The sequence below is a fragment of the Hydrogenophaga sp. GW456-12-10-14-TSB4 genome, from assembly GCF_059424305.1.
The window spans coordinates 33,517-55,112 of record NZ_JBWKZH010000033.1; the positions used below are offsets into that span (position 1 = coordinate 33,517).

Annotated in this window: 20 protein-coding genes; 8 read left to right on the forward strand and 12 right to left on the reverse strand. The window is 66.1% G+C overall.

Annotated elements, in window-relative coordinates:
• Positions 1 to 2: 2 nt before the first annotated feature.
• The 11 genes from AC07ZS_RS16860 to flhD form a co-directional block, all read right to left on the reverse strand.
• Positions 3 to 803 carry a hypothetical protein gene (locus tag AC07ZS_RS16860; protein WP_494799678.1) on the reverse strand — a complete coding sequence of 267 codons (801 nt, stop codon included), beginning with the start codon at positions 801 to 803 and terminating at the stop codon, positions 3 to 5.
• Positions 796 to 2,307 (reverse strand): flagellar biosynthesis GTPase FlhF, encoded by a 1,512-nt coding sequence (flhF, locus tag AC07ZS_RS16865; protein ID WP_494799679.1) that lies wholly within the window; start codon positions 2,305 to 2,307, stop codon positions 796 to 798. The genes AC07ZS_RS16860 and flhF overlap by 8 nt, the downstream gene beginning before the upstream one ends.
• On the reverse strand, positions 2,304 to 4,379 hold the full coding sequence (gene flhA, locus AC07ZS_RS16870) for a flagellar biosynthesis protein FlhA (protein WP_494799680.1): 2,076 nt from the start codon (positions 4,377 to 4,379) through the stop codon (positions 2,304 to 2,306). The genes flhF and flhA overlap by 4 nt, the downstream gene beginning before the upstream one ends.
• Entirely contained in the window at positions 4,376 to 5,533 is a 1,158-nt protein-coding gene (locus AC07ZS_RS16875) for an EscU/YscU/HrcU family type III secretion system export apparatus switch protein (protein WP_494799681.1), read from the reverse strand. The genes flhA and AC07ZS_RS16875 overlap by 4 nt, the downstream gene beginning before the upstream one ends.
• Positions 5,534 to 5,684: 151 nt before the next feature.
• Positions 5,685 to 7,142 carry a hypothetical protein gene (locus AC07ZS_RS16880; protein WP_494799682.1) on the reverse strand — a complete coding sequence of 486 codons (1,458 nt, stop codon included), beginning with the start codon at positions 7,140 to 7,142 and terminating at the stop codon, positions 5,685 to 5,687.
• Positions 7,143 to 7,318: 176 nt separating this feature from the next.
• Complete coding sequence (locus tag AC07ZS_RS16885; RefSeq protein WP_494799683.1) at positions 7,319 to 7,945, reverse strand: protein phosphatase CheZ; 627 nt, start codon at positions 7,943 to 7,945, stop codon at positions 7,319 to 7,321.
• A 12-nt stretch (positions 7,946 to 7,957) separates the two neighbouring features.
• Positions 7,958 to 8,344 (reverse strand): chemotaxis response regulator CheY, encoded by a 387-nt coding sequence (gene cheY / locus AC07ZS_RS16890; RefSeq protein ID WP_494799684.1) that lies wholly within the window; start codon positions 8,342 to 8,344, stop codon positions 7,958 to 7,960.
• Between the two features lie 47 nt (positions 8,345 to 8,391).
• Entirely contained in the window at positions 8,392 to 9,465 is a 1,074-nt protein-coding gene (gene motB, locus AC07ZS_RS16895) for a flagellar motor protein MotB (RefSeq protein WP_494799685.1), read from the reverse strand.
• Between the two features lie 15 nt (positions 9,466 to 9,480).
• The gene (gene motA, locus AC07ZS_RS16900) at positions 9,481 to 10,338 is read right to left on the reverse strand and encodes a flagellar motor stator protein MotA (RefSeq protein WP_494799686.1); all 858 of its coding nucleotides are present in this window, start codon (positions 10,336 to 10,338) and stop codon (positions 9,481 to 9,483) included.
• 159 nt (positions 10,339 to 10,497) lie between these two features.
• The gene (gene flhC, locus AC07ZS_RS16905) at positions 10,498 to 11,034 is read right to left on the reverse strand and encodes a flagellar transcriptional regulator FlhC (protein ID WP_204733346.1); all 537 of its coding nucleotides are present in this window, start codon (positions 11,032 to 11,034) and stop codon (positions 10,498 to 10,500) included.
• Between the two features lie 66 nt (positions 11,035 to 11,100).
• Positions 11,101 to 11,436, reverse strand: a complete 336-nt coding sequence (flhD, locus tag AC07ZS_RS16910) for a flagellar transcriptional regulator FlhD (protein ID WP_297403347.1) — start codon at positions 11,434 to 11,436, stop codon at positions 11,101 to 11,103.
• 534 nt (positions 11,437 to 11,970) lie between these two features.
• Here flhD and AC07ZS_RS16915 point away from each other — a divergent pair.
• The 8 genes from AC07ZS_RS16915 to AC07ZS_RS16950 all read left to right on the forward strand — a co-directional run bounded on the left by AC07ZS_RS16915 (position 11,971) and on the right by AC07ZS_RS16950 (position 20,984).
• Positions 11,971 to 13,158, forward strand: a complete 1,188-nt coding sequence (locus AC07ZS_RS16915) for a flagellin (protein WP_494799687.1) — start codon at positions 11,971 to 11,973, stop codon at positions 13,156 to 13,158.
• A gap of 159 nt (positions 13,159 to 13,317) precedes the next feature.
• The gene (fliD, locus tag AC07ZS_RS16920; protein WP_494799688.1) at positions 13,318 to 14,727 is read left to right on the forward strand and encodes a flagellar filament capping protein FliD; all 1,410 of its coding nucleotides are present in this window, start codon (positions 13,318 to 13,320) and stop codon (positions 14,725 to 14,727) included.
• A gap of 207 nt (positions 14,728 to 14,934) precedes the next feature.
• Entirely contained in the window at positions 14,935 to 16,083 is a 1,149-nt protein-coding gene (locus AC07ZS_RS16925) for a flagellin (protein WP_494799689.1), read from the forward strand.
• Between the two features lie 41 nt (positions 16,084 to 16,124).
• Entirely contained in the window at positions 16,125 to 17,270 is a 1,146-nt protein-coding gene (locus tag AC07ZS_RS16930; RefSeq protein WP_494799690.1) for a flagellin, read from the forward strand.
• Positions 17,271 to 17,500: 230 nt separating this feature from the next.
• Positions 17,501 to 18,673 carry a flagellin gene (locus AC07ZS_RS16935; protein WP_494799691.1) on the forward strand — a complete coding sequence of 391 codons (1,173 nt, stop codon included), beginning with the start codon at positions 17,501 to 17,503 and terminating at the stop codon, positions 18,671 to 18,673.
• 109 nt (positions 18,674 to 18,782) lie between these two features.
• The gene (locus AC07ZS_RS16940; protein ID WP_494799692.1) at positions 18,783 to 19,985 is read left to right on the forward strand and encodes a flagellin; all 1,203 of its coding nucleotides are present in this window, start codon (positions 18,783 to 18,785) and stop codon (positions 19,983 to 19,985) included.
• A 284-nt stretch (positions 19,986 to 20,269) separates the two neighbouring features.
• Positions 20,270 to 20,680: a flagellar export chaperone FliS gene (gene fliS / locus AC07ZS_RS16945; RefSeq protein WP_382161776.1), complete on the forward strand. Its 411-nt coding sequence runs from the start codon at positions 20,270 to 20,272 to the stop codon at positions 20,678 to 20,680.
• A gap of 1 nt (position 20,681) precedes the next feature.
• Positions 20,682 to 20,984 (forward strand): flagellar protein FliT, encoded by a 303-nt coding sequence (locus AC07ZS_RS16950; RefSeq protein WP_494799693.1) that lies wholly within the window; start codon positions 20,682 to 20,684, stop codon positions 20,982 to 20,984.
• 125 nt (positions 20,985 to 21,109) lie between these two features.
• Here the strand turns inward: AC07ZS_RS16950 and fliE are convergent, their stop codons facing one another.
• On the reverse strand, positions 21,110 to 21,424 hold the full coding sequence (gene fliE / locus AC07ZS_RS16955) for a flagellar hook-basal body complex protein FliE (protein ID WP_494799694.1): 315 nt from the start codon (positions 21,422 to 21,424) through the stop codon (positions 21,110 to 21,112).
• Between the last annotated feature and the right edge of the window lie 172 nt (positions 21,425 to 21,596).

The following is a 21,596-nucleotide window of genomic DNA, read 5'->3' on the forward strand; positions in this document are numbered from 1 at the left end:
CGTCAACTCCAGAGAGAAGGGGCATCGGCCGCCGCGGCCGTGTAGGCGCTGGCGGCAGCCCGCGGCAGAAGGCCGTGGTAGCCGTAGCCCTGGGCATGGGTGGGGCGCGGGCGCGCGAGGGCACTTTCCTGCACGCACAGGGCCCAGCTGGCCTGCGGCCAGCTGTCCAGCGCGAGGCCGAGGTGGCGGTGCGCGGTGTCGATCACGGTCTGCACCACACCGCCGTTCGCACCGCCGCCCAGCGGGGCAAGCACCGGGTCGAGGCCGGCCGCATCCAGCACCTTGACCGCGCCATACGCGTCGATGCTGGATTGCGGCTGTTCGATCACCGGCACCAGCGCGCGGGCGTCCAGGCCGTACAGCAGGCTGGCCAGCGAGAAGGCGGGCGCGAACAGCAGCACCACGGCACCGGCGGCGAACGGCGCCAGCAGGCGCGAGAGCGCGATCTGGCTGCCGGCGGCCTGGGCCGTTTCCTGCAAGGCGTGCAGGCCGGCGGCGCCGGGCATCACGAGCCAGTCAGCGCCGTCCAGGGGGTGTTCCAGGTGGGCGATGGACGGGTCTTGCAGCACACGCATGAGGCCCAGGTGGGCGCCGTCGTGCCGATCGCGGCTGGTGGACTCGATGGCCGTGCCGTCCACGATGATCACCGCGCGGCCCTCGGCCGTGAGCGCCGACGCCAGCGTGCAGAGCCATTCGTAGGCGCGCGCGGGCTGCGCCGGGCTGGCCACCGGCATCAGCACCGGCCCGCCATCGGGCAGTTCGCCTCGCAGACCGGCGGCCTGATCGAAGCCGGGTTCAAACATGGGCGGCCCCCAGGTCGATGCCACGGCTGGAGGCCTGGGCGAAGAAGAACCCCATGTCGGTGGGCTGCGGGTCGTAGGCCGACTTGCCCTGGGTGCCCATGGAGAGGCGCACCAGCGCGGCGGCATCGGCGTTCTGCCAGTCTTCGGGCACGCGCTGGCCGTTGGCGACGCCGCGCAGCGTCACCTGGTGGCGGATCAGCGCGTCCAGCGCCGGGCCGAGCTTGACGGCTTCGTCCACCTTGGAGAGCACCACGCCGTGCAGCGAGCTGGCCTTGAACGAGGTCAGCACCTCGTCCAGCGTGTCGCCTTGCGAACCGGCGTTGAGCACCAGGGTCTTCTTGACCTTGGGAATGTCGAGCACGTCCAGCATGTCCTGGATGCGCTGGTCGCGCTGGCCCAGGCCGGCGGTGTCGATGATCACCAGGCGCTTGTTGCCCAGCAGGTTGAGCAGGTCCTTGAGCGCGGCGCGGTCGTGCGCCAGGTGGGCGACGACGCCCAGCATGCGGCCGAAGGCGCGCAGTTGCTCGAAGCCGGAGACGCGGTAGGTGTCGAGCGTGATCAGGCCCACGCTGCCGGCGCCGTATTGCTTGACGCACTGCGCGGCCAGCTTGGCGGCGGTGGTGGTCTTGCCCACGCCGGTGGCGCCCACCAGCGAAACGATGCCGCCCTCGTCGCACAGGCCGGCACCCGGCGCGGTGACCTTGAGGTTGCGGGTGATCACGTCCATCAGCCAGCGGACCGCCTCGGCGGCGTTGGCCTCGGCCGGCACGCGTTCGAGCACGGCGCGCGACATCGCGGGCGAGTAGCCGGCGCGGATCATCTTGAGCATCAGGTTGGACTGGATCGGGTTCTGCTTGGACGAACCGAGCCAGGCCAGGGTGTTGAAGCGCTCCTCGATCATGTCCTTGAGCGCCGAGAGTTCGACCGCCATGCGGCTGTTGTCCTGGCTGGGGAAGCGGGTCGAGGGCTGCGAGTCTTCCCAGGCCGGCTCGCTCGAGCGGGTGCGGATGGGCGCGGGCTTGCGCGCCAGGATGGGTTCGGGCTGGTTGAAACGCTGCACCGGCACTTCGATCGGCTCGGGCCGGGGCGCGATCTGCGGCGCGGCCACCGGGGCCGGCTTGCGGCGTTCGACCGGGGCGGGTGCCTCGGCGGCCACGGCGGGCGTGCCGTGCAGGGCCTCGCGGCGCTTGCGCAGCATGCGTTCGCGCACATAGTCCTGGAACGACAGCGTGCTCATGGCCAGCGTCTCGGTGTCGCTCTGCACCGACTGCGGCGCGGCCAGCGAACGGGTGGGCGCGGCGGGCTCGCGCGGTGCGGCGCGCTCGGCCGTCGCGGCGTTCGCGTGATCGGCCAGCGAGGCCAGACTTTCCTCGGCGGCGGCCATCACCTCGAAGCCCTCAGCCGTGTTGCGGGTGGAGAGGATCACTGCACTGTCGCCGAAGGTCTTGCGCGCCTTGTTCATGGCTTCGCGCGAGGTCGGGGCGATAAAACGCTGGATGTTCATGCTGCAAGTTCTCCAAGGATCGGGCCGATGCGGATCAGGTGGGTTTCAGGTATTTCGCTGTGCGCCAGGACCTGCAGGCGCGGCGCGGCGCGGCGCAGCAGGCGGGACATGGCATTGCGGATGGCGTCGGGCACCAGCAGGCAGGCGGGCACGCCCTTCTCTTCCTGGCGGTTGGCGATGTCGGTGGCGGATTTGCTCAGCATCTCGGCCACGCCCGGGTCCAGCGCGCCGTTGGCGCTGCCCGAGAGGGCCTGCATCAGCAGGCGCTCCAGGCCGGGTTCGATGGCGATGACCTCGAGCTCCTTCACCGGGCCGTAGATCTGCTGCACGATGGCCGGCGAGAGCGCCATGCGCACGCGGCGGGCCAGCTCGGTCGGGTCGGTGGTGTGGGGGGCGTGCTCGGCCAGCGATTCGATGATGGTGCGGATGTCGCGCACGTGCACAGACTCTTCCAGCAGCAGCTGGAGAACTTTCTGGAAGGTGGCAACCGGGACCATTTTCGGCACGACTTCTTCAATCAGTTTGGGGGCCAGGCGGGTGACGTGTTCAACCAGGTCCTGGGTCTCCGTCCGGCTCAGCAACTTGGCCGCCTGGACTTGCATCAAGTGTGAAAGATGCGTGGCCAGCACGGTCTCGGAATCAACCACGGTAAAACCGGCCATTTGCGCGTTCTCGCGCTGCTTTTCGTCGATCCAGTGCGCGGGCAGGCCGAACGCCGGGTCGGTGGTGGGCGTGCCGATCAGCGGGGTGCCGATGCCGCCCGGGTCGATCGCCAGGAACATGCCGGGGAACACCTCGCCCTCGCCCACCACCACGCCGCGCAGGGTGATGCGGTAGGCGCTGGGGCGCAGTTCCAGGTTGTCGCGCACGTGCACGGCCGGCGGCAGGAAGCCGACTTCCTGCGCGAACTTCTTGCGCACACCCTTGATGCGGGTCAGCAGGTCGCCCTGGCGGGTCTTGTCCACCATGGCGATCAGGCGGTAGCCGAGTTCCAGGCCCAGCAGATCCACCGGCTGCAGGTCGTCCCAGGTGGCCTCGCCGTCGCCTTGCACGGCCGGGGCTTCGGGCGCCGGCTCGGGCTTGGCCTGCTCCCGCGCCACCCAGTACGCCAGGCCGCCGGCGATCGCCGCGAAGCTCAGGAACACCAGGTGCGGCATGCCCGGGACGATGCCCAGCATGAACAGCACGGCGGCGGTGATGCCCAGCACCTTGGGCGAGAGGAACATCTGCTCCAGCACCTGAGCGCCCAGGTCTTCGTCCTTGCCCACGCGCGAGACCACCATGGCCGCGGCCACCGAGATCAGCAGCGAGGGGATCTGCGCCACCAGCGCGTCACCGACGGCCAGCAGGATGTAGTTGTCCGCCGCCTGGCCGGCCGACAGGCCGTGCTGCAGCACACCGATGATGAAGCCGCCGATGATGTTGATGAACAGGATCAGAATGCCGGCGATGGCGTCGCCGCGCACGAACTTGGAGGCACCGTCCATGGAGCCGAAGAACTCGGCTTCCTCGCCCACCTCGCGGCGGCGGCGCTTGGCCTCCTTGTCGTCGATCAAGCCGGCGTTGAGGTCGGCGTCGATCGCCATCTGCTTGCCAGGCATGGCGTCGAGGGTGAAGCGGGCCGACACCTCCGCGATGCGCTCCGAGCCCTTGGTGATCACCACGAAGTTGATCACCACCAGGATCGCGAACACGATGAAACCGACCGCGAAGTTGCCGCCGATCAGGAAGTGGCCGAAGGCCTCGATCACCGCGCCGGCCGCGCCCGGGCCGGTGTGGCCTTCGAGCAGCACCACGCGGGTGGAGGCCACGTTGAGCGAGAGGCGCAGCAGCGTGGTCAGCAGCAGCACGGTGGGGAACACCGAGAAGTCCAGCGGGCGCTTCATGTAGGCCGCCACCATCATCACCACCAGCGCGAGCGCGATGTTGAGGGTGAAGAAGGTGTCCAGCAGCCAGGGCGGCAACGGCAACACCATCATCGACAGGATGGTGATGACCAGCATGGGCGCGGCCAGGCCGCCGGCCCAGCTGGCGTGGCGGTTCAACCATTGCTGAAGCGCTTGCAGGTTCATTCGGTGGCCTCTTTGGCGGGTTTCTTGAAGTGCGGATCGAGCTCGGGCGGCACCAGGGGTTCGGGCTGCGCGGCGGGCATGGCGCCCTGGCCCTTCATGGCGGCCTTGAGCTGATAGACGTAGGCCAGCACCTGGGCCACAGCGGTGTAGAGCGCCGAGGGAATCTCATCGTCGATCTCGGCGTGGGCGTAAAGCGCGCGCGCCAGCATGGGCGACTGCAGCACCGGCACCTTGTGGGCCTTGGCCACGTCGCGGATCTTCATGGCCAGCAGGTCGGCGCCCTTGGCGATCACGCGCGGTGCGCTCATGCTGGCGTCGTCGTAGCGGATGGCCACGGCGTAGTGGGTCGGGTTCATGACCACCAGGTCGGCCTTGGGCACGGCGCCCACGCTGTTGCGCTGGGCCATCTCGCGCTGCATCGCGCGGCGCTTGGACTTGAAGTGCGGGTCGCCTTCGGCTTCCTTGTGCTCCTGCTTCACTTCCTGGTGCGACATGCGCATGCGTTGCGCGTGCAGGAATTTCTGCGCCGGGAAGTCGATGATCGCGACCAGGGTCACGACCAGCAGCAGCAGGCCCACGCCCACCATCAGCCAGTGGCCGAGCTGGCCCAGGCCCGACTCCAGCGGCTGCATCACCAGCATGGCGAAGTCCTGCACGTGGGAGGAGATGAACTGCCAGGCGACCAGGCCGATGATGGCGGCGATGGCGGCGAGCTTGGCGGTGTCGAACAGCTGTTGTTTGGTGAAGAGCCGGCCGATGCCCTTGAGGGGGTTGATGCGGCTGAGGTCCGGCATGAGCGGCTTGGTGCTGATGGCCCAGCTGCCCGAGCCGAAGGCCGCGAGCAACACGATGGCCAGCACGGCCACACCCAGCGGCAGGTAGAGCATGAGGCCTTGCGCGAAGCCGTCCACCAGGCGCTCGGTGGCCAGTTCGGGTTTGAGCAGGGCCTGGTGGTCGAAGCGCAGCTGGCCTTGCAGGGCGCTGCGCAGTTTCTCGAAGCCGGTCGGGGCGAGGGCCACCAGCACCAGGGCACCGCCGCCCAGCACGGCGAGGTTGGACAAGTCCTTGGAACGCGGCACCTGGCCGTCGTCGCGCGCCTTTTTCAGGCGCTGCGCGGTGGCAGGCAGGTTCTTGTCTTGGGCGGAAGAGTCCATGGGGCGGGTTCACTCGATCGGTGAACCCGATTCTGGAAGCCGCCCGGAAAAACTAAAGGGCGATAAGACGCGGTGAAGGGGTGCTTTTCTGATCCGTCGGGCGTCGGGAGAAGCACAGGTCTCGGTCCCGACATGCACCTGATGTCGATCATTAGGGGAGGACCTTTTCCAACCGTTTCTCGGCATCCCTCTTCATCCGAGCAATGCATGTCTTCATTTGAATCTTGGCTTCTTCGTAACGCATGCCGGCGGCTTCGACCGATTTCTGTTCTTTTTCATATTGCCTCTGGAAGTCACTGCACAGCAGCGAAACCAGCATGCCGCGGGTTTCATTGTTGAAATGACGGGTGTTCTGAAAAAGCTCAAATTGGTATCGCTTCCTGGATTTTTCCAATTGCGCAGCCACCCGAAGGGCTTGTTTGGAGGTGGGAACCGGTCCATTCCAGCTGAACAGCAGCACATCCAACACCTCCAGCGACCTTTTCAGGGAGTTTTTCGTGGTCGTGCTTTCATGCTTGGCGGGAATCCTTCCCGCCTGGTACAAGCGGGCATGCTGCATGGCGTCCAGCGTCTCCAGCGCGGCCAAGAATTCGCGAATGATGTCCGCCTCCTTTTCCTTCTGGCTCAATGCCGTCGACACCACCCCCTCGAATGTCACCAGGGACATCGACGGGTCCGCCAGAAAACGCTCGATCTCGTTTCTCACGCCCACGATGTGATCGACCATGGTTTTCCCGATGTGCTGGCGCTTGTTGGGCCATGCCCCCATGGCGATCGCCTGCATTCTTTCGAAGGCCATCTTCAGGGTGTCGGGCATCAACAAGGGAATGAGAACACCTTGCGCCCGCTCCTTCAGGATCGGGAGGTAGTTCTCGTCGTAGAAGCGCTCTTCAACCTGCTTCAGACCTCTGGTGAGCCGCATGGCTTCGTCGGAAGTGGGCATGGTGCCCGTCCATGTGTAGAGAAGAACTTCGTACACCACCAACGATTGCCGAAGGAGGTGCACACCCCATTGCCTCGAGTCCCAGGAGGTTTGCTCTGGTGGGTGGCCGCCAGCCTTGAAGATCTCCACCGCATCCATGAACGGTGCGAGGGCCTCCCTGGATCTGGGGAGGTACTGCCGGGCAAACTCATCCAGAGAATCGCCCCCATCGCCCAGAAACCTTTCCAGAACAAACACGAGGTAACCGCAGTAGGACCGCATGTCGCCTGCGATCCGCGCGGCATTGGAATTCTGCTGGGCCTCGTCCAGGAAAAGGGCATAGGCGGTCTCCAGGGAAACAAACTCCATTGAAGACACCAGCCTGCAACGCACTGCATGGGACAACAGATCGATGTCCGAGTTGAGAGCGGAGCGATCTTTCTCGATCCGGGTCACGGCAGCGACCATTTGCGAGGCCTGTGGGGACAGCACATCGTTATCGCCCCAGGAATGCCGAAGCACTTCACAGAGAATCTTCAATCGGGCCAGGTCGCGAGCATCCTGGCTCCCGATTCCCTCCCACTCGCAGGTGAGCTTCAGTCTCTCCAGTGCTTCATCCAGGGGCTGGAGCGCGGTCGAGTGCCAGGAAGAACAGCGATGGTCGCTGTTCGAGTTGATGGATTGCATGCCACTCCTTCGGCGTTCGCACCCGGCTTGGCACATGCCAAGTCTTCGGATTCGCGCAACGGGAAGTGGCTGTCGCCGTGCAACGGTTCACGCGCCCGGCATCCGGACATGCCAACCTCAGGAAACACCGGCGCCCGCTCGGCAGCGGGGATGGGTGGGAAGCGTGGACGAAGGGCTCAGAAACCCAGGCTGGCCAAGAGATCGTCCACCTGCGCCTGGTCGCTCACCACGTCGGTGCGGCCTTCGGCGTTCACCACCGGGCCGGCCAGGGCGGGCTGGTCCACGATGGCATGGTCCTGACCAGGCTGGCCGCCGGGGGCGGATTGCAGCAACAGGCTGAGCAACTGTTCTTCGATGGTGCCCGCGAGCTGCACCACGCGGCCGATCACCTGGCCGGTGAGGTCGTGGAAGTCCTGCGCCATCATGATGTCGGTCAGGCGGGCATCGGACTTCTCGCTCAGGTTCACGATGTCTTTCGACCACTCCAGCAGCTCGGGCATGGCACGGGCCAGGCCGGGCACGCGGGAGATGGTGTCGGCCAGCTGGCGGCCGCGCTCGGCGATCTTCGCCTGCTCGGCCTTGCCTTCGTCCACGTGGTTGAGCACTTTTTCAGCCGCTTCGCCGGTCAGGCGGGCGATGTAGGACAGGCGGCTCTGCGCGTCGGGCAGCTGGTCCACCGTGCCCTTGAGCTTGTCGGTGTAGCCCAGCTCCTTGAGCGCATCGTGCAGTTGCCGCGTGATCGAACCGAGCTGGCGGAACATGTCGGGGTTGCCCGACGCCGCCTCTTCTTGTTTTTGATTCATGGTGCGGCCCTCTCAGATGCCGAGCTTCTTGAAGATGTTCGCCAGCTTCTCTTCCAGGGTGGCCTTGGTGAAGGGCTTGACGATGTAGCCGGCGGCACCGTTCTGCGCCGCCATCACGATGTCTTCCTTGCGCGCCTCGGCGGTCACCATCAGCACCGGCAGGTGCTTGAGCTTCTCGTCCTGCTTGATCTGGGCCAGCAGCTCGAAGCCGTTCATGTTGGGCATGTTGATGTCCGACACCACGAAATTGAAGCCGCCGTTGCGCAGCTTGCTCAGCGCGATGGCACCGTCCTCGGCCTCGTCGGCATCGGTGTGCCCGATCTCCTTGAGCAGGTTGCGCACGATGCGGCGCATGGTGGAGAAGTCGTCAACGATCAGGAATTTCATCGGGGTGGACATGAAAGCCTCCGTGGGAGGAAAGGATCAGGAAGAAGGAGCGGGCTGCCTCAGCCACCGCTCTGTGTAGGAGATTTCGTCACTTGGCCGGAAATCTGAAGCGTGGGCAGGTCCACGGTGGGTCCGGCGGCCTTCACGGGCACCGCCGGCGCAGGGTGGGCCGCGGCCGGGCGGGCGGCCGGCGCCCGGGTGGCGGCGGCCGTGGGCACCGGCGGCGGCGCGGGTTCGAGCATGGGCATCACGGGCCGGGGCGACGAGCGGGGCAGAAGCCGGTCTTCGGCCTCCTGGGTCATCACCACGATGCTGATGCGGCGGTTGATCGGGTCGGTGGGCAGGTCTTCGCGCAGCAGGCGGCTCGACGCCAGGCCTTCCACCCGGCGCAGCTTGTCCTGCGGCAAGCCCCCGGCGACCAGCTCGCGGCGCGAGGCGTTGGCCCGGTCGGCCGAAAGCTCCCAGTTGCTGTAGCCGCGCTCGCCGCTGCCGTAGGGCGTGGCGTCGGTGTGGCCGGCCAGGGCGATGCGGTTCTCCACGTCGCCCAGGGCGGCGCCGATCTCGCGCAGGATGTCGCGCATGTAGGGTTTGACCAGCGCGCTGCCGGTGTCGAACATCGGCCGGTTCTGCTGGTCGACGATCTGGATGTGCAGGCCGTCGAGGGTTTTCTCCAGCTGGATCTGGGAGCCGAACTCCGAGAGCTTGGGGTTCTTCTCGATCAGCGTGGTGATCTTGCGTTCGAGCGCGTCGATGCGCGCGGCGTCGCGGCGCATCGAGTCGGCACGCGCCATCTGGGCGCCGATCAGCTTGGCCGCGCGCTCGGCCTCGCCGCTGTCCATCTGCCCGAAAGACTTGCTCAGGTCGCGCCCGCCGCCGGGCAGGATGCTGCTGCTGTTGCCGGTGCCCGGGCCGCCCATGAGCGAGACCTTCACCGGCGACTGGAAATAGCTCGCAATGCCCTGCAGCTCGCCCTTGGCCGTGGAGCCCAGCAGCCACATGAGCAGGAAGAAGGCCATCATCGCGGTCACGAAGTCGGCGTACGCGATCTTCCACGCACCACCATGGGCGGCATGGCCGCCCTTCTTGATGCGCTTGATGATGATGGGCTGGAGCTTTTTTCCATCACCGGCCATATCGAGCTCCCGGCATCATTTCTTTTTCACGTGGGTTTCGAGCTCGGCGAAGGTCGGCCGCACGTCGGCGAACAGCACCTTGCGGCCAAACTCGATCGCGGTCAGCGGCGCATAGCCCTGCATGCTGGAGAGCAGCGTGGTCTTGACGCACAGCAGTTCCTTGCTGCCCTCTTCCATCTTCTGGTCCAGCAGGCCGCCGAGCGGCTCGAACACGCCATACGCCAGCAGAATGCCCAGGAAGGTACCGACCAGGGCCGAACCGATCATGGCGCCGAGCACGGCGGGCGGCTGGCCGACCGAGCCCATGGTGTTCACCACCCCCAGCACGGCGGCCACGATGCCGAAGGCCGGCAGGCCGCCGGCCAGCCGGCCGATGGCGGCCACCGGGGCGTGCGCCTCCTGGTGGTGGGTTTCGATCTCGGCGTCCATCAGCGACTCGATCTCGTGCGCGTTGAGGTTGCCCGAGACCATCATGCGCAGGTAGTCGGTGATGAACTCGACCACGTGGTGGTCGGCCGCGATGGTGGGGTATTTCTTGAACAGCGCCGATTCGTGCGGGTTCTCCACGTCCTGCTCGATCGCCATCAGCCCTTCCTTGCGGGCCTTCTGCAGGATGTCGAATAGCAGCGCGAGCAGCTCCATGTAACGCGCCTTGGTGTAGCGGCTGCCCTTGAAGCACTGGGCCAGGCCTTTGAACGAGGCCTTGACCACCTTCATCTGGTTGTTGATGAGGAAGGCGCCCAGGGCCGCACCCAGGATGGTCGTCAGCTCGAAAGGCAGCGCCTTGAGCACGACACCGATGTTGCCTCCGTGGAATATGAATACCCCGAAGATGCAAACCATCGAAACCACGAAACCAATGATGACGAACATGTTCTTGTGCCTGGAAGAGGACGCGGCACACCGGCGCACGCGTGACTTGGAGGAATGTGTTTTCTATCGGTCAACTCTAGGTGGGAATGAAGGAGGCCATAAACGCGAAATGGACCCGCATCGGGGTCCATTTCAGGGTTTGAGCGAAAAGGCTCGGGTTCAGTGCAGTCGCAGGCCGCCGTTGGCGCTGCCCTTGCCGGCGCGGGCCGGCGGCTGGCACAGGCCGCAGACGAAATGGCGGTTTTCGTAGGGCTCGGTGACGAAATGGCCACCGCAGCAGGAGCACTTGGTCAGGGTGAGCATGCCGTTGTCGACGAACTTCACCAGGCGCCAGGCGCGGGTGACAGACAGCAGCGGCTCGATGGCGCTGGCCTGCATCTGTTCGCTGTAGAGGCGGAAGGCCTTGATGACCGTGTCGATCTCTTCGAGTTCGCTGGTCTTGGACAGGTATTCGTGGATGTTGAGGAACAGCGACGAGTGGATGTTGGGCTGCCAGGTCAGGAACCAGTCGGTCGAGAAGGGCAGCTGGCCCTTGGACGGCGACTTGCCGGCGACTTCCTTGTACAGGCGCAGCAGGCGCTCGTAGGACAGGCTGGTTTCGTACTCCAGGACCTGAAGGCGGGCGCCGAGCTGGATCAGGGCGACAGCGCGCTCGATGTCACGCGACTCGTTGAGGATGCTCTTGCCTGCGGCCATGGTGGGCTCCTGGATGAAACGGGAGAGAGAGAAAAGGAAAGAAGAAGGAAAAGCGGGGAGCGCGGCTCAGTGAGCGGCCATGGACTCGGCGAAACGGCCGGCCATCAGGATGCTGGCGTGCAGCTGGGTGGTGGTGCTGTTGTCCACCTTCTTCACGTTGTGGCTGGTCAGCAGGTTCCACACCAGGTCGTCGTCGACGCGGAAGCGGCACAGCAGCATGTTGCTGGAAGCGATCTTGAGCAGTTGCGCGGTCGACAGCATGCCCAGCAGGTCGGCGGCCTCTTCGGTCAGGCCCAGGCGGTACAGGGCTTCGGCGCGGTCCTTGCGGATCAGGTTCTGCGCCAGCATGAGGTACGTCAGGTTGGCTTCGCGGATTTCTGCCAGGAGTTGTTCGCTGTCCATGATGTTTCCTTCTTTCAGTGAGAGCCGCTGTTTGTTGGCCCGATGTATGAATTGTGTCGAGCGGTAAAAAAACTTGAATCGGGAAATGTCTGTCCGTTGCGTCAGGTGTGCAGCACCCCCTTGTCAGACAGATGCCTACAACCTTGGTACTCAAAACGGTCCCGCCTGTGGAGTGGACGCATCCGTCCAGAGGCGTCAAGGGTCCGGCTCCGCCGGCCCGAGACGCCGTCCCCCCTCGAAGCGCCGAAGGCGCGCCACAGAGGGGGGAAGCCGCAAAGCGGCGCAGGGGGGAGCCCCTTAAAGCCACGAACTGGCGCCGAACGGCCCGCTTTATCCGCCGGTTGGATTGCAGACAAACCTCAAGAATCTCCCCTCATCACCGAAATTGACTCAACGAACTTCCAAATGGGTTCGTCGTCCGGCCAGCAAAGGCGGCGAGCAGCGACGGTGGAGGCCCGCAAGGGTCGACACGGCGATGGGCAGTGATGCCCATGAAGCCGGTTCACTTTCCAAGTCCATTTACAGGAGTTAGTTATGACCACCATCAACACGAACGTGATGTCGATGAATGCTCAGCGCAATCTGAGCAGCTCGGCCAGCTCGTTGGCCACTTCCATGCAGCGCCTGTCTTCGGGCTTGCGCGTCAACAGCGCCAAGGACGATGCCGCCGGCCTGGCCATCTCCGAGCGCATGAACACCCAGGTGCGCGGCCTCAACGTGGCCGCACGCAACGCCAACGACGGCATCTCGCTGGCCCAGACCGCTGAAGGCGCCCTGGGCAAAGTGGGCGACATGCTGCAGCGCATGCGCGAACTGGCCGTGCAGTCGGCCAACGCTTCCAACAACGGCAGCGACCGCACCGCGCTCAACGCCGAGGTGCAGCAGCTGCGCCAGGAAATCGACCGCGTGGCCAAGACCACGTCGTTCAACGGCACCAAGCTGCTCGACGGCTCGTTCGCCAACGCCACCTTCCAGGTCGGTGCCAACGCCGGCGAAGGCATCTCCATCGACAGCATCGTCAACTCCAACTCCGCGGCGCTGGGCCAGACCGCCGTGCACGTCACCCCCAAGATCGTGCCGCCGGCCACACCCGTTGCGCCAGCCGTGCTGGCCGCCATCCCGGCCGGTGGCGCCACGCCGCTCTCGATCGACGACGCCAACGGCAACGCGGTCAATCTCGGCCCCATCGGTGAGGCCACCACGCTGGCCCAACGCGCGGGCCAGATGGTGGACGCGATCAACGCCAAGTCCTCCGACACCGGCGTGTTCGCCCGCCCGACCTACACCGCCGGCGTGATGGACGGCTACGAGGTGTTCGCCGAGCGCGCGGTCGTGGCCGCCGACTTTGGCAACTTCGCCGCCGGCACCACCGGTGCGGGCGTCAACACCGCCGCCGCGGTGGACTCCTTCGTGGAGGACATCAACGTCAACTCCTTCGGCGACTCGCAGCTGGCGCTCAAGGTGATCGACAACGCGATCAACGCCATCAACAGCTCGCGCGCCGACCTCGGTGCCCTGCAAAGCCGCTTCGAGAACGCCGTGGCCAACATCCAGATCACCGGCGAGAACATCTCCGCCGCGCGTGGCCGCATCGTCGATGCCGACTTCGCCAAGGAAACGTCGAACCTCTCGCGCGCCCAGATCCTGCAACAGGCCGGCACCGCCATGGTGGCGCAGGCCAACCAGATTCCCCAGGGGGTGCTCTCGCTGCTGCGCTCCTGATCGAGCGCGCACATCCGCATGCGCCGTGCCGAACGGCGATTGCGGGATGCACAGACCGCATGCCCTGGCGTGCGGTGCGTACATCCCGGAGGAAACAGAACATGAACCGACACGCCACCCTTCACCGACTGCCGCGCTCCGCGCAGCGGGAGATCTGACATGGCCATCACCTCCACCGGCCTGGCCAGCGGCGTCCCGATCGACACCATCGTCTCCCAGCTGGTCGCGCTCGAGCGCGCGCCCCTGGCGGGCCTGCAGACGCAGGCCACCAAGATCCAGAGCAAGATCTCGCTCTTCGGCACCCTGACGTCGATGATGAATTCGCTCGGCGAGCTCGGCACCAAACTGGCCGACCCGAACGCCTTCAAGGCCGTCAAGGGCAGCTCTTCGCTGGCCGCCGCCGTGGGCGTCACCGTGGCGGCGGGCACCGCGCCCACCGCGATGTCGGTCGAAGTCTCCCAGCTGGCCCGGGCGCAATCCACGGCCACGCTGGCGGTGCCGAAAGACACCGCCATGGGCGCGGGCAGCCTGAAGATCACCCTGGGCGACTGGAGCTCGGGCTCCTTCGTGGCCGGCGACAAGGCCGCCGTGGACATCCAGATCCTCGACGGCGAAGACACCCTCACGGCGATCGCGGCCAAGATCAACGCCACCGACTCGGGCGTGACCGCCACCGTGCTGCGCGATGCTTCGGGCGAGCGCCTGCTGATGCGCTCCAAGGAAACCGGCGAGGCCATGGGCTTCGAGATGCAGGTGACCGATGCCGACGGCGACCCCGCCGCCGGCCTCTCCCGCCTGGCGGTGCAGGGCGGTGTGGCCTCTGGCGTGCAGATCACGCACGGCGCGAACGCCCTGGCCACCATCAACGGCATCGCCATCGAGTCGGCCAGCAACACCTACAAGGACGGCCTGCCCGGCATCACGCTGCAGTTCTCCCAGACCACCACCGCGCCGGTCGAGGTGTCCATCACCAACGACAAGGAGGCGATGACCAAGACCATCCAGTCCTTCGTCGATGCGTACAACTCGCTCAACGACATGCTCAGCAGCACCACGGGCTACAACGCCGACACCAAGGTGGCGGGCTCGCTGCAGGGCGACAGCACCGCCGTGGGCCTGCAGAACGCGCTGCGCGGCATGATGCGCTCGTTCACGCCGGGCGGTGAATTCACCACGCTGGCCGACATCGGCATCGAGATCAAGTCCGGCGGCAAGATGAGCGTCGACAGCACCAAGCTCGGCAAGGCGCTGGACAACCCCCAGGCGGTGCAGAACCTCTTCAACGCCGACCACGTCGACCCCACGGCGCAGGGTTTCGGCGAAAAGCTCAAGACCTTCGCCGAGGGTTTCGCGGGCGCCAGCGGCACGCTGACCTCGCGCACCGAGTCGCTGCGCGAGGCCGCCAAGCGCAACACCAAGGAACAGGACAAGGTCAACGAGCGCGCCACGCGCGCCGAATCGCGTTACCTCAAGCAGTACAACGCGATGGACGCGATGGTGGGCCAGCTCAACTCGCTGAACGCCTTCGTCACGCAGCAAATTGCCCAGTGGAACAAATCGTCGAGCTGATCGGCGGCCTGTTTCGCCCCACGAATGCCCTGGCGCCCCCCGGCGACCAGGGCTTTTTTTCGTGCGCTTTTCCGCGGCGGCAGCCGGTCGGGGCCGAATTCCTCAAGAAAACGTGGCAGGCACCGAAATAGGTGACAACGAACTTCTCCATGGGTTCGTGGCCCGGGCAGCCGGGCAGTCAGCCCAACCACTCAACCGGAGTTCCTCATGACCACCATCAACACGAACGTGATGTCGATGACCGCCCAGCGCAACCTGGGCACCACCTCCAGCTCGCTGGCCACGTCCATGCAACGCCTGTCCTCGGGTCTGCGCGTGAACAGCGCCAAGGACGACGCCGCCGGCCTGGCCATCTCCGAGCGCATGAACGCCCAGGTCCGTGGCCTGAGCGTGGCCTCGCGCAACGCCAACGACGGCATCTCCCTGGCACAGACCGCTGAAGGCGCCCTGGGCAAGGTCGGCGACATGCTGCAGCGCATGCGCGAACTGGCCGTGCAATCGGCCAACGCCTCCAACAACAGCAGCGACCGCACCGCCCTGCAGGCCGAAGTGACCCAGCTGCGCTCGGAAATCGACCGCGTGGCCAAGACCACCTCGTTCAACGGCACCAAGCTGCTCGACGGCACCTTCGCCAACGCCACCTTCCAGGTCGGCGCCAACGCCGGTGAAGGCATCGCCATCGACTCCATCGTCAGCGCCAACTCCGCCTCGCTGGGCAACACCTCGCTGGCCACCTCGACCAGCGCGATCAACGACGGCACCGCCCTGACGGCCATCGCCGCCGGCACGCTGACCGTGCGCGGCGTCGCCCTCGGCCCGGTCGCTGTCGCCACCACCGCCGCCGAGCGCAACACGCAGGTGGTGGACGCGATCAACGCCAAGTCCTCCGACACCGGCGTGTTCGCCCGCACCACCTACAACGCCGGCGGCGCCGCCACCGGCTTCGAGGTGTTCTCCGACACCGCCATCACGGCCGCCAGCTTCGTCGGCTTTGGCGCCACCACCACCGGCGCGGCCCCGGCCGACAGCGCCGCCGCCACGAGCCAGCTCGAAGACATCAGCGTGAACAGCTTCGGCGACGCCCAGAAGGCGCTGAAGGTGATCGACACCGCCATCAACTCGATCAACAGCTCGCGCGCCGACCTCGGTGCCCTGCAAAGCCGCTTCGAGAACGCCGTGGCCAACATCCAGATCACCGGCGAGAACATCTCCGCTGCCCGTGGCCGCATCGTGGACGCCGACTTCGCCAAGGAAACCTCCAACCTCTCGCGCGCCCAGATCCTGCAGCAGGCCGGCACCGCGATGGTCGCGCAGGCCAACCAGGCACAACAAGGCGTGCTGTCCCTGCTGCGTTGATCGAAACCACAACATCCCCCATTTTTTGAACGGAACCCATCATGACCACCATCAACACGAACGTGATGTCGATGACCGCCCAGCGCAACCTGGGTACCACCTCCAGCTCGCTGGCCACGTCCATGCAGCGCCTGTCCTCGGGTCTGCGCGTGAACAGCGCCAAGGACGACGCCGCCGGCCTGGCCATCTCCGAGCGCATGAACGCCCAGGTCCGTGGCCTGAGCGTGGCCTCGCGCAACGCCAACGACGGCATCTCCCTGGCCCAGACCGCTGAAGGCGCGCTGGGCAAGGTCGGCGACATGCTGCAGCGCATGCGCGAACTGGCCGTGCAATCGGCCAACGCCTCCAACAACAGCAGCGACCGCACCGCCCTGCAGGCCGAAGTCACGCAGCTGCGCTCGGAAATCGACCGCGTCGCCAAGACCACCTCGTTCAACGGCACCAAGCTGCTCGACGGCACCTTCGCCAACGCCACCTTCCAGGTCGGCGCCAACGCTGGTGAAGGCATCGCCATCGACTCCATCGTCAGCGCCAACTCCACCTCGCTGGGCAACACCTCGCTGGTCACCGGTGCCGGCACCATCACCTCGACGGCCGGCGCGAACGTCGCCATCGCCGCCGGTGCGCTGACGGTCAAGGGCACGGCCCTGGGCCCGATCGCCGCCGCGGCATCGGCCGCCGAGCGCACCACGCAGGTGGTGGACGCGATCAACGCCAAGTCCTCCGACACCGGCGTGTTCGCCCGCGCCACCTACACGGCCGGCGTGGCCACGGGCTTCGAGACTTTCTCCGAAGGCGCCATCGCCGTGGCCGACTTCGGTGGCTTCACCGCCGCCGCCACCGGCACGGTCGCCGTGGGTGCCGCCGCCGCCAGCCAGCTCGACGACATCAACGTCAGCAGCTTCGGCGATGCCCAGAAGGCGCTGAAGGTGATCGACAACGCGATCAACTCGATCAACAGCTCGCGCGCCGACCTCGGTGCCCTGCAAAGCCGCTTCGAGAACGCCGTGGCCAACATCCAGATCACCGGCGAGAACATCTCCGCCGCCCGTGGCCGCATCGTCGACGCCGACTTCGCCAAGGAAACCTCCAACCTCTCGCGCGCCCAGATCCTGCAGCAGGCCGGCACCGCCATGGTGGCCCAGGCCAACCAGGCACAACAAGGCGTGCTGTCCCTGCTGCGCTGATCGCAACAGGCATCGCCCCACAGGGCGGTTGCGCGGCGAAGGCCGGGCAACCGCCCTTTTTCTTGGCCGGTCGCCCGCACCCGATGAACGGGGCTTGACACGACGACAGGTGGCCACCGGGGGGCTAAAGATTCCTGAGGCGCCACCGAAATTAGATTCAACGAACTTCTCCATGGGTTCGTGGCCCGGGCAGCCGGGCAGTCAGCCCAACCACTTCACAGGAGTTAGTTATGACCACCATCAACACGAACGTCATGTCGATGACCGCCCAGCGCAACCTGGGCACCACCTCCAGCTCGCTGGCCACGTCCATGCAGCGCCTGTCCTCGGGTCTGCGCGTGAACAGCGCCAAGGACGACGCCGCCGGCCTGGCCATCTCCGAGCGCATGAACGCCCAGGTCCGAGGCCTGAGCGTCGCCGCCCGCAACGCCAACGACGGCATCTCGCTGGCCCAGACCGCTGAAGGCGCCCTGGGCAAGGTCGGCGACATGCTGCAGCGCATGCGCGAACTGGCTGTGCAATCGGCCAACGCCTCCAACAACAGCAGCGACCGCACCGCCCTGCAGGCCGAAGTGACCCAGCTGCGCTCGGAAATCGACCGCGTCGCCAAGACCACCTCGTTCAACGGCACCAAGCTGCTCGACGGCACCTTCGCCAACGCCACCTTCCAGGTCGGCGCCAACGCCGGTGAAGGCATCGCCATCGACTCCATCGTCAGCGCCAACTCCACCGCCCTGGGCCAGCTCAGCGCCACCGAGCACTTCGTGGCCGCCGTGGCCGCGCCCTCGACGGCCGCCAACGCCGCCATCCCGGCCGGCACGGCGGGCTGGAGCATCAAGAACGCCGCTGGCGTGGACGTGGCCCTGGGTGGCATCGGTGCCTCGACCACCGCCGCCCAGCGCACCACGCAGGTGGTGGACGCGATCAACGCCAAGTCGGCCGACACCGGCGTGTTCGCCCGCGAAACCGGCGCCGGCGCCTATGAAATCTTCTCCAGCCGCGACCTGACCGCCGCCACCGACTTCGGCGCCGCCTTCACCGCCGCCGCCACCGGCGCGCCTGGCGACACCGCCCCTCCCGGCACCCTGACCACGCTGTCGGCGATCAACGTCAACAGCTTCGGCGACGCCCAGAAGGCGCTGCAGGTGATCGACAAGGCGATCAACTCGATCAACAGCTCGCGCGCCGACCTCGGCGCCCTGCAAAGCCGCTTCGAGAACGCCGTGGCCAACATCCAGATCACCGGCGAAAACATCTCCGCCGCCCGTGGCCGCATCGTCGATGCCGACTTCGCCAAGGAAACCTCCAACCTCTCGCGCGCCCAGATCCTGCAGCAGGCCGGTACCGCGATGGTCGCGCAGGCCAACCAGGCACAACAAGGCGTGCTGTCCCTGCTGCGCTGATCTCGCCAGGTCATCGCCCCACAGGGCGGTTGCATGGCAGAAGCCGTGCAACCGCTTTTTTTTGCCCCACTGACTCAGCCGCCGTTCCCTCATTCCACGGGAGTCCCCCATGACCACCATCAACACGAACGTGATGTCAATGACCGCCCAGCGCAACCTGGGCACCACCTCCAGCTCGCTGGCCACCTCCATGCAGCGCCTGTCTTCGGGCCTGCGCGTGAACAGCGCCAAGGACGATGCCGCCGGCCTGGCCATCTCCGAGCGCATGAACGCGCAAGTTCGCGGCCTGAACGTCGCGGTGCGCAACGCCAACGACGGCATCTCCCTGGCACAGACCGCCGAAGGCGCGCTGGGCAAGGTCGGCGACATGCTGCAGCGCATGCGCGAGCTGTCCGTGCAATCGGCCAACGCCTCCAACAACAGCAGCGACCGCACCGCCCTGCAGGCCGAAGTCACGCAGCTGAGCCAGGAGATCGACCGCGTGGCCAAGACCACCGCCTTCAACGGCACCAAGCTGCTCGACGGCAGCTTCGCCAACGCCACCTTCCAGGTCGGCGCCAACGCCGGTGAAGGCATCGCCATCGATTCCATCGTGTCGGTCAAGCTGGACTCGATGGGCTCCCCCAGCTCGATGGGCTACACGACGATCCAGGTCTCCACGGAGATGGTGCTGGGCTCGCTCACGGACCTGACGGCGGTCACCGCCGGCACGCTGCAAATCAACGCCGTCCCGGGCGACAACACCTCGGCGGTGTCGCTGGGCGCCATCAAGGCCGCCGCCAACGCCACCGAGCGCGCAGGCCAGATCGTGGATGCGGTGAACGCCCGGTCCGCCGACACCGGCGTGTTCGCCAAGCTGTCGTACAACGCGGCCGGCGCGCTGACGGGCTACCACCTGTTCTCGGAAAAAACCGCCTTCAGCGCGGCCGCAGACCTCGCGGGCTTCAACACGGCGGCCACCGGCAACCTGCAGGCCGGCGCGATGTTCGCCGGCGCCTACGACATGCGGGGCATCTCCGTCGCGTCGGCGGGCGGTGCCCAGTTGTCGCTCAAGATCATCGACAAGGCCATCAACGACGTGAACAGCTCGCGCGCCAACCTCGGTGCCCTGCAAAGCCGCTTCGAGAACGCCGTGGCCAACATCCAGATCACTGGCGAGAACATCTCCGCTGCCCGTGGCCGCATCGTCGATGCCGACTTCGCCAAGGAAACCTCCAGCCTCTCGCGCGCCCAGATCCTGCAGCAGGCCGGCACCGCGATGGTCGCCCAGGCCAACCAGGCACAACAAGGCGTGCTGTCCTTGCTGCGCTGATCGCGCCCGTTCATCGACAGGGCGGTGGCGCGATGACTTGCGCCACCGCCCTTCGTCGTTTTTGCCCCGTTTATCGACGGTTCAAATCGCGCGCAAACGCTCAAGATACGAAGCAAGCCACCGAAAACAGATGCCAGGGGCCGCTCAAGGCCCGATCGCGGGAAACTGTTCACTAAAGGATGTAAAGCATGAACTTCACCCACCAAATGGAGCCGCTCATGCCTACAGTCCGCCCACTGGGTGCCGATACAGAAAGGTATCAGACCACAGCAGGACACCCAGCCATGTTCACCTCCGTCAACACCCGCGCCGCCTCCACCTACAAACGTGTTGCCGTCGACACCGGCGTGCAGACGGCCGACCCGCACCAGCTGGTCAGCCTGCTGTTCGACGCGTTGATCCAGAGCCTGAACCTGGCGCGCGGCGCGATGGAGCGCCAGGACGTGGCCAGCAAGGGCGCGGCCATCGGCAAGGCGATCCGGATCGTGGAAGAAGGCCTCAAGGCCGGCCTGAACCTGCAGGAAGGCGGCGAACTGGCCGCCAACCTCAAAGGCCTCTATGAGTACAGCGTGCAGCGCCTGACCCTGGCCAACCTGCGCAACGACGCGGCACCGATCCACGAGGTCCTGAACCTCATCGAACCCCTGGCCGACTCCTGGAAACAGATTCGCGCCGGCGCCCTCCAGGGAGCCTGACATGGAGCACCATCTTTTGGACTACTACAAAGCCATCGAGAACACCAGCCGCCAGATGCTGGAAGCCGCACAGACGGAAAACTGGGACCAGGTGGTGCGCCTCGAAGGTGCCTGCGCGGTGCTGATCGCCCAGCTGCGCCACAAGTCGAACATCGAGCAGCTCGATGCCGATCAGCGCAAGGAAAAGACGAAGATCATGCAGCGCATCCTGCGCATCGACGCCGAGATCCGCTGCCTGGCGGAACCCTGGCTCAATGACCTAGCGCAGATGATCGACCGGAGCAGCCCCGCCCCGATGCATTGAACGGGTCCGGAGCGAAATGAATGAATCCAGAGATACCGCGGAACCGGCTTTGCCGGGCCGCTGGTATCGCCCCTGGAAGGGGGATGCGGCTACACGCAGTGAGCAAGCAACGGGGTGGAGCCGTTCTAGACGCTCATGTTCATGATGTCGGAATAGGCCTGAACCATGCGGTTGCGCACGTGCAGCGTGGCCTGGAAACCGACCTGGGCCTTCTGCATCGCCAGCATGGTTTCTTCCAGGCTCACCTTGGGGTTGCCCAGCTGAACCTGGGTCTGCAGTTTGGAAGCAGCCTCCTGCGAAGCGCTGACTTCCTTGAGTGCCGACTTGAAGTTGGCGGCGAATCCGCCCTCCACCCCACCGGCGGCGCCGGGGCGTTTCAGGGCGGTCGAGCCGATGCCGTTCAAGGCCTGGCTGCTCAGAGGGGAAATGCGCATGTCCATGGCGGACTCCTTCGACAAGATATGACGCCCTGATGCTAGAGGGCGCCCTGCCCCGACGGGGCGGGAATAAGGGCACAAACCCCCGCCTTTTCATGGCTATGGTGCGGGCACCGGGACCGAATAATCGACTGCAACAGGGTGTATCTCGCCCTGCCATCGATCATCTACCCGA

Bases quoted from the DNA above. Each gene is read 5' to 3' on its own strand.
- AC07ZS_RS16860 (WP_494799678.1), bottom strand. From the start codon at position 803: ATGTTTGAACCCGGCTTCGATCAGGCCGCCGGTCTGCGAGGCGAACTG.
- flhF (WP_494799679.1), bottom strand. From the start codon at position 2,307: ATGAACATCCAGCGTTTTATCGCCCCGACCTCGCGCGAAGCCATGAAC.
- flhA (WP_494799680.1), bottom strand. From the start codon at position 4,379: ATGAACCTGCAAGCGCTTCAGCAATGGTTGAACCGCCACGCCAGCTGG.
- AC07ZS_RS16875 (WP_494799681.1), bottom strand. From the start codon at position 5,533: ATGGACTCTTCCGCCCAAGACAAGAACCTGCCTGCCACCGCGCAGCGC.
- AC07ZS_RS16880 (WP_494799682.1), bottom strand. From the start codon at position 7,142: ATGCAATCCATCAACTCGAACAGCGACCATCGCTGTTCTTCCTGGCAC.
- AC07ZS_RS16885 (WP_494799683.1), bottom strand. From the start codon at position 7,945: ATGAATCAAAAACAAGAAGAGGCGGCGTCGGGCAACCCCGACATGTTC.
- cheY (WP_494799684.1), bottom strand. From the start codon at position 8,344: ATGTCCACCCCGATGAAATTCCTGATCGTTGACGACTTCTCCACCATG.
- motB (WP_494799685.1), bottom strand. From the start codon at position 9,465: ATGGCCGGTGATGGAAAAAAGCTCCAGCCCATCATCATCAAGCGCATC.
- motA (WP_494799686.1), bottom strand. From the start codon at position 10,338: ATGTTCGTCATCATTGGTTTCGTGGTTTCGATGGTTTGCATCTTCGGG.
- flhC (WP_204733346.1), bottom strand. From the start codon at position 11,034: ATGGCCGCAGGCAAGAGCATCCTCAACGAGTCGCGTGACATCGAGCGC.
- flhD (WP_297403347.1), bottom strand. From the start codon at position 11,436: ATGGACAGCGAACAACTCCTGGCAGAAATCCGCGAAGCCAACCTGACG.
- AC07ZS_RS16915 (WP_494799687.1), top strand. From the start codon at position 11,971: ATGACCACCATCAACACGAACGTGATGTCGATGAATGCTCAGCGCAAT.
- fliD (WP_494799688.1), top strand. From the start codon at position 13,318: ATGGCCATCACCTCCACCGGCCTGGCCAGCGGCGTCCCGATCGACACC.
- AC07ZS_RS16925 (WP_494799689.1), top strand. From the start codon at position 14,935: ATGACCACCATCAACACGAACGTGATGTCGATGACCGCCCAGCGCAAC.
- AC07ZS_RS16930 (WP_494799690.1), top strand. From the start codon at position 16,125: ATGACCACCATCAACACGAACGTGATGTCGATGACCGCCCAGCGCAAC.
- AC07ZS_RS16935 (WP_494799691.1), top strand. From the start codon at position 17,501: ATGACCACCATCAACACGAACGTCATGTCGATGACCGCCCAGCGCAAC.
- AC07ZS_RS16940 (WP_494799692.1), top strand. From the start codon at position 18,783: ATGACCACCATCAACACGAACGTGATGTCAATGACCGCCCAGCGCAAC.
- fliS (WP_382161776.1), top strand. From the start codon at position 20,270: ATGTTCACCTCCGTCAACACCCGCGCCGCCTCCACCTACAAACGTGTT.
- AC07ZS_RS16950 (WP_494799693.1), top strand. From the start codon at position 20,682: ATGGAGCACCATCTTTTGGACTACTACAAAGCCATCGAGAACACCAGC.
- fliE (WP_494799694.1), bottom strand. From the start codon at position 21,424: ATGGACATGCGCATTTCCCCTCTGAGCAGCCAGGCCTTGAACGGCATC.